Below are 12294 nucleotides of genomic sequence, written 5' to 3'. Positions count from 1 at the left end.
TAAGCCCGTCAGTGGTTGCGCAGTGCCTTCACGAGCTCCGCCTTCTTCATCGACGAGCGCCCCTCGATGCCGATCTCGGCCGCTCGCTTGCGAAGGTCGGCGACGGACCAGTCGTCGTACGAGCCCGACTCGCCGCCCTTCTTGCCGACCGCGGACCGGCCGCGCGCGGCGGCGGCGTTGGCGATGCGCGCCGACTTCTCCTTGCTGTTCCCCTCGTCGCGCAGGTCCTCGTAGAGCTTCTTGTCCTTGACGCTGGGGCCGGGGTCTCGTCCGGGCATCGCACACCTCCGTCGTCGGTGGTCTCCTGCCCATCGTGCGCGGAGGCCGACGGCTCCGCACCCGCTGCACACGTGCTTGGGCTCGCCCGAGCCTCGGATGCCCTAATCTCTGGCCATGCTCATCATCGGTCTCATCCTGTTCGGCATGCTGGTCGGCGCCGCGGCCCAGCTGGTGCTCGGCCGCGAGAACAAGCAGATCGACTGGACGATGGCGATCGTCGCCGGTCTCGTCGGCTCGTTCGTCGGCGGTCTGCTCGCGAGTCTGATCGCGGGCGACGGCCTCGCCTTCCGCCCCAGCGGGATCATCGGCTCGATCGTCGGCGCGATCATCGTGACCGCACTCTGGCGGTGGCTGAGGTCGCGCCGCTCGGCGTGAGCCGGCGTCGCAGCTGATGCGTCGTCGGGATGCCGGCCGCGCCCCTCGGACGGACGATGGGTGTGGAAGGGAGACGACATGTCGACGACGAACGAGGACGACCGCCAGCACGCCGACGAGCCCGCCGAGGGAGCGGTGACCCCGGAGGCCACCCGGACCGCGCGCGAGCACTCCGAGGACCCTGCCGAAGGCCCCGAGGAGTGACGCCCGACGGTACGTGAAGCGTTACGTGGCTCTGAGCGAAGTAACGCTTCACGCAGCCGTCGCCGCGTCGAGGCGTGGCCCCGTCCGTCGCGGGGTCCGCGATGCGAGAGGATCGCCCGCGCGGGGTACCGCCAGCGGCTGCCGGGGCGATCATGCCCCCATGGACGACTCCACAGCGCAGGCTCTTGGCACCGACAGGGTCATCGACATCACGACGGTCGGCAGGCGCTCGGGTGAGCCGCGCCGCATCGAGATCTGGTTCCACCGGGTCGACGGGCGCTTCTACATCACCGGCACGCCGGGTCGGCCGCGGGCGTGGTACGCCAACCTCGTGGACGAGCCCGCGTTCACGTTCCACCTCAAGGAGTCCGCGACCGCGGACCTCGCAGCGCACGCGCGCCCGGTGACCGACCCGGCCGAGCGGCGCGCGGTGCTCACGGGGATCCTCGCGGGCATCCCCGAGCTGGCGCACGGCGACGGTCGCACGTCGGAGGACTGGTTCGCGGACAGCCCGCTCGTCGAGGTCACGTTCGACGCGTGAGACGCCCGGGCGGGCCGGAATGGATCGCCGGACCGGATGATTGAGCACCGCATGACCACCTACGGAATCATCGGCGCGGGCCACATCGGCAGCCAGGTCGCACGTGCAGTCATCTCGCTCGGCGACGACGTCGTCATCGCCAACTCGCGGGACCCGCAGACGCTCGCGGACCTCGTCGCGGAGCTCGGCCCCCGCGCCCGGGCCGCCACCGCACACGAGGCGGCGCAGGCTGCCGACGTCGCCGTCGTCACCGTCCCGTTCAAGGCGATCGGCGACATCCCCGTCGAGCCGCTCGCGGGCAAGATCGTCCTCGACACGAACAACTACTACTTCGAGCGCGACGGGCACGACGAGCGGCTCGACCGCGGCGAGGCGACCGTGTCCGGCCTCCTCCAAGAGCACCTGCCCACGTCGAAGGTCGTCAAGGCGTTCAACCACATCGCGGCGCCGCAGATCACCACGGACGGCACGCCCGCGGGCACGCCGGACCGGCGAGCGCTCGCGACGTCGAGCGACCACCCGGAGGCGGTCGAGCACGTCACGCGCCTGTACGACGCGCTGGGCTTCGACGCCGTCGACGTCTCGCCGCTGAGCGAGTCGTGGCGCGTCGAGCGCGACCGGCCCGCGTACGTGGTCCGGCAGAACCGCGAGGAGCTGGTCGAGAACCTCGCGAAGGCGCCGCGGACGATCTGACCTGCGAGGTCAGGACGCGGCGCCGACGACGGCCGACGACGTCGCTCCTCCCGCTCAGCCGCCCAGGCGTGCCGCGACGTCCGCCGGGAAGCCGCCCGTCGCGACCGGACCCCAGCGTGTCGGCGTCACGCGGATCAGGGACTTGCCCTGCACGCGCATCGCCGCGCGGTACTCGTCCCAGTCAGGGTGCTCGCCCGCGATGCACCGGTAGTAGTCGACGAGCGCGTCCTCAGCCTCGGGCATGTGCAGGACCTCGGCGTCGCCGTCCACCTGCACCCACGGGCCGTCCCACTCGTCGGAGAGCACGACGACCGAGACGCGCGGGTCGCGCTCGGCGTTGATCGTCTTGGCGCGGCCCGGGTACGTGGACACGACGATGCGGCCGTCGTCGTCGACGCCGCCGCTCACGGGGGAGACCTGCGGGCGGCCGTCGCGGCGCGTCGTCGCGAGCAGCAGCCGGTGGCGCGGGCGGACGAAGTCGAGGAGCTCGGTCAGGTCGACGGTGCGGGTCGTCGCGATGGTGCGGGCCATCCGTCGAGGCTAGCCCGCGCTGCCGGGCGGCGCGGCCGTCGCGAAGACCTCGTCGTACAGGTCGCGGCCGAAGCTGGTCCGCAGCGGCTCACCGGGCTCGAGCCGGTACCGCGAGGTCGACGAGAGGCGTGGCGCGCGCAGGCAGACCGCGGGCCGCGTCGCGTCGTCGTGCAGCGGGCGCGACAGGTCGTACAGGTGCGTCACGAGGTACACGACGACGCCGCAGTCGACGAGCGCGCGTACGACCTCGAGCGCGATCGCAGCCCCCTCGTCCTCCGTGGTGGACGACAGCGACTCGTTGCTGACGACGATCGACCCGGGCCGCACGCGGTCGACGATGTCGGACAGCCGGGTCAGCTCCTCGTCGAGCTTCCCGCTGCGCAGGTCCGCGTCCTCCTCGCGCGCCCAGTGCGTGTGGACGTCGCGCACCAGCGCGACCGTGCACTGCTCCGCGGCGACCGGCATCCCCGCCTGGGCCATGAGGTGCGCGACGCCGAGCGCCCGCAGGAGCGTCGACTTGCCGCCGTGGTTCGCACCACTGACGACGAGCAGGCGCCGGCCTCGGAGGTCGACGTCGTTCACGACCGCCGCGGTGCCCGTGCGCAGCACGAGGCAGGGGTCGTAGACCCCGGCGCATCGCAGCTCGTGCTCACCGGCGGCGGGCGTGGTCGTCGTCGGGAGGCACCACCGTGCGCCCGCTGCCTCGAGCGCGGCCGTCAGTGTGAGGCAGCCGCGGTAGAACGCGAGCTCGGTGCGGAGCGCCTCGAAGAAGCCGACGACGTGCTCGGCGGCGTGCAACGCGGTCGTCGCGACGTCGAGGATCGCGCGGTCGCGGAGCTCGCCGAACGCGCGGGCACCGCCCTCGTCACGCTCGGGCACCGTCCACGAGTGCGTCGGCCGGAGCAGCGGGTTGCGCTGCAGGACGTGGTGGTTCTCGGGCCGCGGGCGGCGCAGGACGAGGCCCAAGGCGAGCCCCGTCGGGGACAGGTGCGCGCTGAGCACGACCCCGTCCTCGAGGCGCAGGTGGCGCACCTCGGCACGCAGCACCTCGAGGTAGTCGTCGTCGATCTCGGCGCGGACGGTCGCGAGCAGCGCGGTCCACCCCGGTGACGTCACGTCGTCGGCGTACCGGTCGGCGACCGCCCGCAGCGCCCGCAGGTCCTCCAGCAGCAGGTCGAGCACCGTCACCGCGTGACCGAGGCTCATGGAGGCGGACCTGTCGAAGACCCACGACGAGGCACGCCGTTCCGCTGTCACGGCCCGCTCTGCGACCTCCTCGAGCTCGTCGAGGAGCCCCGGCACCCGCCGGCACTCCGCGAGGACCGCGTGCCGGTGCTCGACGACGGCGACGTCCTGGACGGGCCGCAGGGTCGTCGCGCGGACCACCCCGCGCACGAACGCGTCGCCGCGCGCCATCGCGTCCCACAGCGTGTCGAGCTCGAGGTCCGCGGCCGTGGCGTCGGCACCGGCCATCTCGGGCGTCGCGCCGTCGACGTCGTGGTCGGGGAACATGAGCCGGACCTTCACGACCGGTCCTCCAGCCTGCTCCGGACGAGCTCGGCGGTCAGCCCGTGCCTGCGTGCGAGCGCTCGCGCGTACGCGAGGCCGTCGGGCGGGCGGCGTGTCACGTGGAACGTGCGCACCGCGGCGTCGTCGGGATCGACCTCGGCGACCATGGAGACCGTCGAGCCGTCGGGTCCTGCGACGTCGTCGACGAACGTGACGCACACGACGAGGGCGCCGGTCGCCCGTGCCCGCGCCAGGATCTCGCGCGTGAGGAAGCGCGCGTCGTCCAGCCCCGTGGAGCTGAACGGCTCGTTGAGGACGACGACCGAGCCGGCGGTCGCGCGTCCCAGCAGGTCCTTCATGCGGTGCAGTCCCTCGCCGAGTCGGCCCGCCAGGTTCCCGAGCCGCTCGGGCCGTTCGAAGTGCGTCAGGACCTGGTCGGCGAGGCCGAGCGCGACGCGGCGCCCCGGCACGGGCAGCCCGACGGCGGCGAGGTGGTGCAGCTGGCCGACCGCGCGGGCGAACGTCGTCTTGCCGCCCTGGTTCGGCCCGGAGAGCAGGAGCAGGCGCTCGGTCGTCGCGAGGGTCAGGTCGTTCGTCACGACGTCCTCGTGGCGGTCCACGAGGCGGGTCGCGAGGACGACGTCGTACACCTCGCGCGCGTCGGTGTGCACGTGCCCGGCACGGACCCGCGGCAGGCACACCGGCAGCCCGGCGGCCCGCAGCGGTGCGATCACGTCGAGCCACGCGAGGTAGAGCCGCACGTCGTGCACGAACCGGGCGGCGAACCCGTCGACGACGTCGCCGACGGCGGCGAACGCGTGCACCTCGTCGAACACCTCCGGGTGCAGCCGCGCGGCCATGCCCAGGACGTGCGCCTGCACCTCGTCCATCCGGCGTCCGCTCGTACGTGGAGGTGCGGCAGCGACCCGACGCTTCGCGCGGCCGTGGTCCGCGAACCGTGCGAACACCTCGCGCACGGTGGCGACGTCGTCGGGCTCGTCGTCGAACCGCCCCACGGTCACGGTGTCGCCGTGCAGCCACAGGGCGACCGTCACGTCGTGGACCGCGGCGGCGAGTGCCGTCGCGCGCGCGTACAGCTCGCGGAAGGAGGGCTCGTCGACGCGCTCGGCGCATGCGCGGGCGACCTCGTCGAGCGCCGCGCTCCGACTGCCCGCGCCGGCCAGCTCGCGCGGCAGGTCCGACGCGAGGGCGACGAGGGCGTCGAGGTACGTCGTCGCCGCGTGCAGCCGCCACAGGTCGGCCTCCACGGGGTACGCCTTGCGCGCCTCCGCGTGCTGCCCGACGCTGCGCGTGACGGCGTCGACGAACGTCTCGACGACCGCGCGCACCGCGGGCACGTCGAGCGCGCGGGCGACGTCCTGCCGGCGACGGACGGCGTCGACCGTCGCGAGCGGCACGGTCAGCACCGCGGCGAGGTCGTCCCCGACCTGCGTCGCAAGCCGCGTGACCAGCTGGTCGATCGCGAGGTCGTGCAGCGCGTCCTCGCCCAGCGGGGGGCGTGTGGCGGTCGTGTCGAGCAGGCTGCCGGACGGCACTGCGTCGGAACGCACTGCGTCGGACGGAACTGCGTCGGTCTCGGGCTCCGCGCGGGCAGGAACGGGCATGGCGACGGCCTCTCCTCCAGCAGGTGCCATCAGCCGTCGCGGCGGTTCGGAGACCTTCTCCCGGCGAGCCCCATCGCCACCGCCAGGGTGGCACCGTCGCGCCCGATGCTCAACCCGAGCCACCTCGCGCAGGCCTCGCCACGGCCTCGCCACGGATGGGGTCGCGGTCCGCCGGGTCGTGTCGTACTGTCGCGACCAGGCGATGGATCCCGCCGAGACCCACGAGGGTCTGAACCGCCACCCAGGCTGATGGTTCCTGTCCAGGACGGACAGGAGCGCGCCCATGAGCGGCCTGCGGATGGCACACGAGCGCGGACCTCCGCGCGGTCGGAGCCCATGTCCCGCCCACCCGGCGGCCGACGGGGCGACTCGTGGTCCCCCGTACCCGACCCATCGCGCTCGTGCCCGGAAAGAAGATCCCATGAACTGCTTCGACTGCCTCACCTCCCTGCAGACCGAGTCCCCCGCCTCCGCGGTGTGCTCGTCGTGCGGTGCCGCGCTCTGCGTCGTGCACGCGCTCGTCGGCGTCCCGCGCCAGGAGGTCCACTCCGTCGGCTCGCCCTCCGCGACGGTCCTGCCTGGCCGCCGCGTCTGGTGCAGCGCGTGCGCGCCGTCGGGCGCCGCCCCGCTCGCCGTCCGCACCCGCAGCCACAAGGTCGCAACCGCGTGAACCGTCGAACCCATTCGCACACCGCACGGAAGGACGCATGATGACCCGCAACGATGTTGCCTTCTCCGACGTCTCCGCTCTGGAGGTCCTGGACTCGCGGGGCAACCCGACACTCCAGGTGACGCTCACGGACCGCGACGGCGTGCGCTACGTCGCCGGCGTGCCCTCGGGGGCGTCGACCGGCACGCGCGAGGCCGTCGAGCTGCGTGACGGCGACGACAAGAGGTTCGGCGGCAAAGGCGTGATGCACGCGGTCGCGAACGTCGACGGCGAGCTCGCCGACCTGCTCCGGTCGCGCACGTGGGCCTCGCTCGCGGACCTCGACGCCGCGATGATCGAGCTGGACGGCACCCCGACGAAGTCGCGTCTCGGCGCCAACGCGCTCGTCGGTGTGTCGATGGCCGCGGCCAGGGCGTTCGCCGGAGGCGACCCGCTGTGGGTGTCGCTGCGACCGGCCGACGTCGAGGCCCGGTTGCCCGTGCCGCACCTCAACGTGCTCAACGGCGGGGTGCACGCCCCCAACGACCTCGACTTCCAAGAGTTCATGATCGCGCCGGTCGGCGCACCGAGCTTCCCGGAGGCGGTCCGTGCGGGAGCGGCGGTCTACGCGGCGCTGCGCTCGCTGCTGCGCACGCGTGGCGACGCCACCGGGCTGGGCGACGAGGGCGGGTTCGCGCCCGACATCGCGCAGCCCGAGGACGTGCTGCGGCTCATCGTGCAGGCGATCGGCGACGCGGGCTACCCCGCGGGCGCCTCGGGTGTCGCGATCGCGCTCGACCCCGCGGCGAGCGAGTTCTACCGCGACGGGAGCTACCACGTGGCGGGCGAGACGCTCAGCAGCGACGACATGATCGCCCGCTACGAGCAGATTGCCGCGGACTTCCCGGTGTGGTCGCTCGAGGACGGGCTGGCCGAGGGCGACTGGGACGGCTGGGAGCGGCTCACGGCGCGCCTCGGGGAGCGTCTGCAGCTCGTCGGCGACGACATCTTCGTCACCAACCCGGCGATCATCACCGAGGCGATCGGGCGCGGCGTCGGCAACTCGTCGCTCATCAAGCTCAACCAGATCGGGACCGTGACGGAGACCCTCGACGCGCAACGGATCAGCCGGGAGGCCGGCTACACGCAGATGGTCTCTCACCGGTCCGGCGAGACCCCGGACCCGTTCATCGCCGACCTCACCGTCGCGACGGGGACCGGCCAGCTCAAGAGCGGGGCACCGGCCCGCGGCGAGCGCGTCGCGAAGTACAACCGGCTGCTCGAGATCGCCGCGACGGCGCCCGAGCTGCCGTACGGACTGACGAGCGAGGCGCGCCTGAGGTGAGGTCGCGGGGTCCGCCGCCGTGGAGCGGCGGACCCCTACACTGACGAACCACGGCGATGGACCCCGCCGGGACGACCGTCCGAACCGCGTCAGCGCTGATGGGCCCTACCTCCGACACGTGGAGGTAGGTCATGCCCGTACGCCGCCTGTCCCTGGACGTCGACAAGGTCGTCGACCGCCCGCACCTGGTCACGCTCGCGCATGCGATCGAGGTGGTTGACGGCGTCGACGCCGTCAACATCACGGTCAACGAGATCGACATCGAGACCGTGGGCACGCAGGTCACGGTCGAGGGCCCGGACATCGACTGCGACGCCCTGTTCCACGCGATCGAGCGCGCGGGCGCCGTCCTGCACAGCATCGACGAGGTCGTGGCCGGCAGCAGGGTGATCGACGTCGTCCCGAGGATGCGTTAGTGGTCGGCACCCCCGGGTGGCGCCTCGTCCCGGTGCTGCCCCTCGTGCTGGGCCTCACGGACGGCATCCTCAACGCCCTGACTCTCGCGTCGGCCGCGATCCTGCGCGACGCCGGCGCCGCGCTCGGGGTCTCGCTCGCGCTCCGCGTCGGGACGGCGGCCCTCGTCACCGCGGGGTTCACCGTCTTCGTCGCGGACTACGCCGAGCGCAGGTCCGTCCTCGTGCGCTCCTCGCGGCAGCTCAACCTGACTCAGCCGGGACGACTCGCCGCGACGAACCTGGGTCGTGCCGTGGTGCGCGAGTCGGCGCTCGCGACGGTCGTCGCGAGCCTGGCGAGCCTCGTCGGGGCGTCGACCCCGCTGCTCGTCGGCGGACTGCTGCCGGTCCCGGCGCTCGTGACGATCGCGGTCACCATCGGGTTCCTCGGTGCGCTCGGGTGGGTGATCGGATCGGTCCTGGCGGCTCGCCGCACGCGCTGGGCGGTGGCAATGCTGCTGGGCGGCGTCGTCGTCACCGTCGTGGGCACAGTGCTGGACATCGCATGAGGACGGCGCGCTCGCGGCACCTGTTCCTGGCGTGCGAGGGCCGCCGGGCCGTGCCCGACGAGCCTGCCGCCGACGACGTGTCGGCCGACCTGGCTCCCGACGCCCCCCTCGACGCGGTCGGCGTCGCGCAGGCGGAGCGGCTCGCGGCCGCCGTCCTGGCGCTCGGCGTGGCCCGCGTGGTGTCGGGCGCCGGCCGGGGGGAGTGGCAGACCGCGCACGTGGCGGCGCTGGCGGCGGCGGTCCCGCACGTCGTCGACAGCCGCCTCGCGGGGACGCGTCCCCTCGCGGTGCTCGAGGACGCGGTGCTCGCGACGACGACTGGCGCCCCGCTCGTCGTCACGCGGGGCGACGTGGTCCGCGGGCTCGTCGCGGCGATCGAGCCGGGCAGGTGCGTCGAGGCGGGTGCGGGCAGCTGGTGCTGGCTGACGCTCAGGTCCGGGCGCTGGGCCGTCGTCGTGACCGACCAGCGTCCCGCTGTGCCCTCCGTGCCTCCTGTGCCGCCCGGTCACGTCGCCGGAGCCGCGAGGTCGGTCCGCTGAGGCTCACGGCGAGACGGTGGTCGCCTCGCGCGGCAGGACCTCGTGCGGGGAGCGAACCAGGAAGTCGCGGATCGTGCCCCGGCTGCGGGTCCAGCACGGCAGGCGGGACTCGAGCCCGACGAGCTCGGCGGCGAGCAGTCCTAGTCGCGTTGCGACTGGGTCGGGACATCCCGCAGCGCTTCGACCTCGGCCAGGTGGTAGCGGCGATGGCCGCCGAGCGTCCGTATCGTCGAGAGACGGCCGGCGCGGGCCCAGCGCGTGACCGTCTTCGGGTCGACCCCGAACAGGTCGGCGACCTGGGCGGGCGTCAGGAGGACGTCACGGTCGTCGGATTCATCGGTTGCCATGTCGTCGCTCCCCCGTCGTCGTCGACCACCTCGCTCTCGACGCTAGCTCTGACGCTCGCTACGCGCGCGTTCGCTTCCCCTGACCATGGGCCGATCGGGCGAATTCGCCCGATCGGCCCATAGCGACAGTGGTCGGCGCACCCCGCGATCCTTCGTCCCGGACCCGCCGGTGCACCCATCACACGTTCGGGCGAACCCGAGGATCGCGGGCTGCGAGTCCGGCGGTCGAGGCGGACCGTGATCTGATGGGCGAGGAAGACTGGATCGACATCGACAACCAGGACATCCGCGCCGCCCGCGAGGCATGGTTCGCCGCCAAGCGCCAGGACCCGACCTCTGCGCGGACGGCGCAGCTGGAGGACGACTTCCGCCGACTGCTGCGCGCACATGTGCAGCAGGTCGAAGAGCGCTCGCACGAGGCGCCGGGCAGCGACGATCCCTGATGCTCAGGAAGGGAGCGGACTGTCCTCGCGCAGCAGGACCTCGTGCTGGGTGCGGACCAGGAAGTCGCGGATGGTGTCCCTGCTGCGGGTCAGGCACGCCAGGCGGGACTCGAGCCCGACGAGCTCGGCGGCGAGCTGTTCGGCGACCGCGACAGGGCACGTCTCCTCGTCGCGCGCCGCGGCGTCCTCGGCGTCCATGAGCACGCGCACGAGCCTCGTCGGGACGCCCGCCTGCACCAGGCTCGCGATGCGCGTGACGCGCTCGACGTGGTCCTCGGTGTAGCTGCGGTATCCGTTCTCGGACCGTGCGGGGGCGAGCAGGCCCTGCTGCTCGTAGTAGCGGACCAGGCGCGGAGCGACCTGGGTCCGCCGGGCGAGCTCACCGATCTGCATCGTCGTGGATCCTCTCGCCGCTACCGCTTGACATTGACACCAATGTCAAACTTTAGCGTCGCTCTCATGGACGTCCACCCCGTCGAGACCGCTTCGACGACGACCGTGCCGACGACGACCCGCGACCGGCTCCCCTGGCCCAGCCTGCTGGCCCTCGGCGCCGCGACGTTCGCCATGGTCACGGCCGAGATGCTGCCCACCGCCGTGCTGCGCCCCATGGCCGACGACCTGGGCGTCGCCGACTCGCGCGCGGGCATGCTCGTGTCGCTGTGGGCCGGTGTCGTCGTGCTCACCGGGTTCCCGCTGGTCGCGCTGACACGACGGTTCGACCGGCGTCGCGTCGTGGTCGTCGGGCTGCTGGTGCTCGCCGCGTCGTCGGTGCTGACGGCCTCGTCGTCCGGCTTCGACGCCGTGGTCGCCGCGCGGCTGCTCGGTGCCGCCTCGGTCGGGCTGCTGTGGGCGACGGTCAACGCGCTCGTGGCCGACCTCGTCCCGGACCGCTCGCTCGGGGCGGCGGTGTCGGTGGTGCTGGGCGGTGCGACGCTCGGCATGGTGATCGGCACGCCCGTGGCGCGCATGGTCACGGACGTGACGGGGTGGCGCGTGGCGTTCGTCGGGCTCGGCGTCGCGACCGTCGTCGTCGCGGCGCTCGTCCGGCTCGTCGTCCGGTCCTCCGTGGCGACGGCCGACGAGCCGGACGCAGACACCGCCGTCGTGCCGACCCCGGTGCGGCCCATGCTGCTGGTCGCAGCGTTCACCGCGCTCGTGCTCGTCGGCCACTACGGCGCCTACACGTACGTCACCGTGCTGGTCCGCGCTGACGGGGTGCCCGGCGGTGCCGGCACCGTGCTCCTGGGGTTCGGACTCGCGTCCGCGGTGGGGATCGCGCTCGCGGGCCGGGTGCGCGAGCGGACGGCGCTCGCGCTCGTCGTCGTCTCCCTCGGCACGGCCGCCTCGCTCGCGGCGCTCGCGGCGGCGTCGCGCAGCACGGTGACCGGCGTCGTCGTGGTGCTCGTGTGGGGCGTGTTCTCCGGCGCTCTCCCGGCTCTCGCGCAGACCGAGATCATGCGCCGTGCGGGTGTCGCGCACCGGTCCGCGGCGGGGGCGCTCGTGCCCGTCCTGTTCAACGGCGGGATCGCGGTGGGCGCCGCGGGCGCGTCGGTGGTCGCCGCGGGCGCGGGGGTCGGGGCCGTGCCGCTGCCGGCGGCGGCCGTGGTCTTCGCGGCGGCGCTCGGGCTCGCGGCGGTCCGACGAGCGGGCGCCCGCTAGCTAGAGCTCGACGTGCTCGAGGATCGCTCCGTGCAGACCGTTCCGGTCCAGCCGGGCGCCCGTGAGTGTCGTCGGCCTGGCGTCCTGACCCGCGCCGCCGGTCCCGAACGTGGCCCCGTGCAGGTCGGCCCCCCGCAGGTCTGCTCCGGACAGGTCGCACCCGTGGAACCGTGCACCTCGCAGCGAGGCGCCGCGCAGGTCTGCGCCCGAGAGGTCGCAGCGGCCGAACCCGACGCCGTCGAGCGTCGCGTGCCGTAGGTCGGCTCCGGCGAAGCTGCAGTACTTGACGAACAGCTGACCGCGCGCGGCCACGGTGTCGAGCCGCGCGCCGGAGAAGTCGACCCTGACCAGCTTCGCGCGGCCACCGACGATCAACGACCGCAGCCGCGCGTTCTCGGCATCGTTCATGCACCGACCTTGCCCGCGCGTCGTCCGGATGTCACTCGAGATCCTGGGCGACGGCACGGGCGAGCCGATCGAGCGCGCCGGCCGCGAGCCGGTTCAGGCCCTCCTGCATGGCGGCCTCGCCTTGACCAACCTTGACGGCCATGCCTAACCTGGACCTTGACATGCCTTGACGGCAGGGTTTGG

At 73.3% G+C, this 12294-nt stretch carries 18 protein-coding genes and 2 riboswitches; of the genes, 11 read left to right on the top strand and 7 right to left on the bottom strand.

What is annotated here, in order from left to right; translation table 11 throughout:
• Positions 1–8: 8 nt before the first annotated feature.
• A complete protein-coding gene (locus AW16_RS0104420) occupies positions 9–278 on the bottom strand; it encodes a Rho termination factor N-terminal domain-containing protein (protein WP_029288326.1) in 270 nt (89 codons plus the stop codon).
• Between the two features lie 115 nt (positions 279–393).
• On the opposite strand from AW16_RS0104420, the gene AW16_RS0104415 reads away from it, so the two are divergent.
• From AW16_RS0104415 to AW16_RS0104400, 4 genes are all read left to right on the top strand, one after another.
• On the top strand, positions 394–654 hold the full coding sequence (locus AW16_RS0104415; protein WP_029288327.1) for a GlsB/YeaQ/YmgE family stress response membrane protein: 261 nt from the start codon (positions 394–396) through the stop codon (positions 652–654).
• A 78-nt stretch (positions 655–732) separates the two neighbouring features.
• On the top strand, positions 733–858 hold the full coding sequence (locus AW16_RS18880) for a hypothetical protein (RefSeq protein ID WP_255347048.1): 126 nt from the start codon (positions 733–735) through the stop codon (positions 856–858).
• Between the two features lie 160 nt (positions 859–1018).
• Positions 1019–1399 carry a nitroreductase/quinone reductase family protein gene (locus tag AW16_RS0104405; protein WP_029288329.1) on the top strand — a complete coding sequence of 127 codons (381 nt, stop codon included), beginning with the start codon at positions 1019–1021 and terminating at the stop codon, positions 1397–1399.
• Positions 1400–1435: 36 nt separating this feature from the next.
• Positions 1436–2092: an NADPH-dependent F420 reductase gene (locus tag AW16_RS0104400; protein WP_255347049.1), complete on the top strand. Its 657-nt coding sequence runs from the start codon at positions 1436–1438 to the stop codon at positions 2090–2092.
• 54 nt (positions 2093–2146) lie between these two features.
• Here the strand turns inward: AW16_RS0104400 and AW16_RS0104395 are convergent, their stop codons facing one another.
• Genes AW16_RS0104395 through AW16_RS16840 form a run of 3 tightly spaced genes read right to left on the bottom strand, consistent with a single transcriptional unit; the run spans position 2147 to position 5757 of the window.
• A complete protein-coding gene (locus AW16_RS0104395; protein WP_029288333.1) occupies positions 2147–2623 on the bottom strand; it encodes a PPOX class F420-dependent oxidoreductase in 477 nt (158 codons plus the stop codon).
• A gap of 9 nt (positions 2624–2632) precedes the next feature.
• Positions 2633–4150, bottom strand: coding sequence for a hypothetical protein (locus tag AW16_RS0104390; RefSeq protein ID WP_029288335.1), 1518 nt, complete (start codon positions 4148–4150; stop codon positions 2633–2635).
• Entirely contained in the window at positions 4147–5757 is a 1611-nt protein-coding gene (locus AW16_RS16840) for a hypothetical protein (protein WP_156044042.1), read from the bottom strand. The genes AW16_RS0104390 and AW16_RS16840 overlap by 4 nt, the downstream gene beginning before the upstream one ends.
• 13 nt (positions 5758–5770) lie before the next feature.
• Positions 5771–5844, bottom strand: a riboswitch (Fluoride riboswitch).
• A 102-nt stretch (positions 5845–5946) separates the two neighbouring features.
• A riboswitch (Fluoride riboswitch) is annotated at positions 5947–6023 on the top strand.
• 155 nt (positions 6024–6178) lie between these two features.
• On the opposite strand from AW16_RS16840, the gene AW16_RS0104380 reads away from it, so the two are divergent.
• From AW16_RS0104380 to AW16_RS0104360, 5 genes are all read left to right on the top strand, one after another.
• On the top strand, positions 6179–6427 hold the full coding sequence (locus AW16_RS0104380) for a hypothetical protein (protein ID WP_197021551.1): 249 nt from the start codon (positions 6179–6181) through the stop codon (positions 6425–6427).
• 40 nt (positions 6428–6467) lie between these two features.
• Positions 6468–7751: a phosphopyruvate hydratase gene (gene eno / locus AW16_RS0104375; protein ID WP_029288340.1), complete on the top strand. Its 1284-nt coding sequence runs from the start codon at positions 6468–6470 to the stop codon at positions 7749–7751.
• A gap of 131 nt (positions 7752–7882) precedes the next feature.
• The gene (locus tag AW16_RS0104370; RefSeq protein WP_029288342.1) at positions 7883–8167 is read left to right on the top strand and encodes a DUF211 domain-containing protein; all 285 of its coding nucleotides are present in this window, start codon (positions 7883–7885) and stop codon (positions 8165–8167) included.
• A complete protein-coding gene (locus AW16_RS0104365; RefSeq protein WP_197021553.1) occupies positions 8167–8712 on the top strand; it encodes a hypothetical protein in 546 nt (181 codons plus the stop codon). The genes AW16_RS0104370 and AW16_RS0104365 overlap by 1 nt, the downstream gene beginning before the upstream one ends.
• Positions 8709–9251 carry a histidine phosphatase family protein gene (locus tag AW16_RS0104360; protein ID WP_029288345.1) on the top strand — a complete coding sequence of 181 codons (543 nt, stop codon included), beginning with the start codon at positions 8709–8711 and terminating at the stop codon, positions 9249–9251. The genes AW16_RS0104365 and AW16_RS0104360 overlap by 4 nt, the downstream gene beginning before the upstream one ends.
• A gap of 140 nt (positions 9252–9391) precedes the next feature.
• Here the strand turns inward: AW16_RS0104360 and AW16_RS0104355 are convergent, their stop codons facing one another.
• Entirely contained in the window at positions 9392–9598 is a 207-nt protein-coding gene (locus AW16_RS0104355; RefSeq protein WP_029288347.1) for a BldC family transcriptional regulator, read from the bottom strand.
• A 245-nt stretch (positions 9599–9843) separates the two neighbouring features.
• Between AW16_RS0104355 and AW16_RS0104350 the strand changes: the two genes are divergently transcribed.
• Positions 9844–10041, top strand: coding sequence for a hypothetical protein (locus tag AW16_RS0104350; RefSeq protein WP_029288349.1), 198 nt, complete (start codon positions 9844–9846; stop codon positions 10039–10041).
• Between the two features lie 3 nt (positions 10042–10044).
• Here the strand turns inward: AW16_RS0104350 and AW16_RS0104345 are convergent, their stop codons facing one another.
• Positions 10045–10434: a MerR family transcriptional regulator gene (locus AW16_RS0104345; RefSeq protein WP_029288351.1), complete on the bottom strand. Its 390-nt coding sequence runs from the start codon at positions 10432–10434 to the stop codon at positions 10045–10047.
• Positions 10435–10500: 66 nt separating this feature from the next.
• Between AW16_RS0104345 and AW16_RS0104340 the strand changes: the two genes are divergently transcribed.
• Positions 10501–11703, top strand: coding sequence for an MFS transporter (locus AW16_RS0104340; RefSeq protein ID WP_081861445.1), 1203 nt, complete (start codon positions 10501–10503; stop codon positions 11701–11703).
• On the opposite strand, the gene AW16_RS17520 is transcribed toward AW16_RS0104340, so the two are convergent.
• The gene (locus AW16_RS17520) at positions 11704–12111 is read right to left on the bottom strand and encodes a pentapeptide repeat-containing protein (RefSeq protein ID WP_051681650.1); all 408 of its coding nucleotides are present in this window, start codon (positions 12109–12111) and stop codon (positions 11704–11706) included.
• Positions 12112–12294 lie beyond the last annotated feature (183 nt).

The sequence above is a fragment of the Cellulomonas sp. HZM genome (assembly GCF_000708885.1).
Classification (GTDB): domain Bacteria; phylum Actinomycetota; class Actinomycetes; order Actinomycetales; family Cellulomonadaceae; genus Cellulomonas.
The sequence above is the reverse complement of the archived record's forward strand: the minus strand, read 5'-3'. Positions and strand labels throughout refer to the sequence as shown.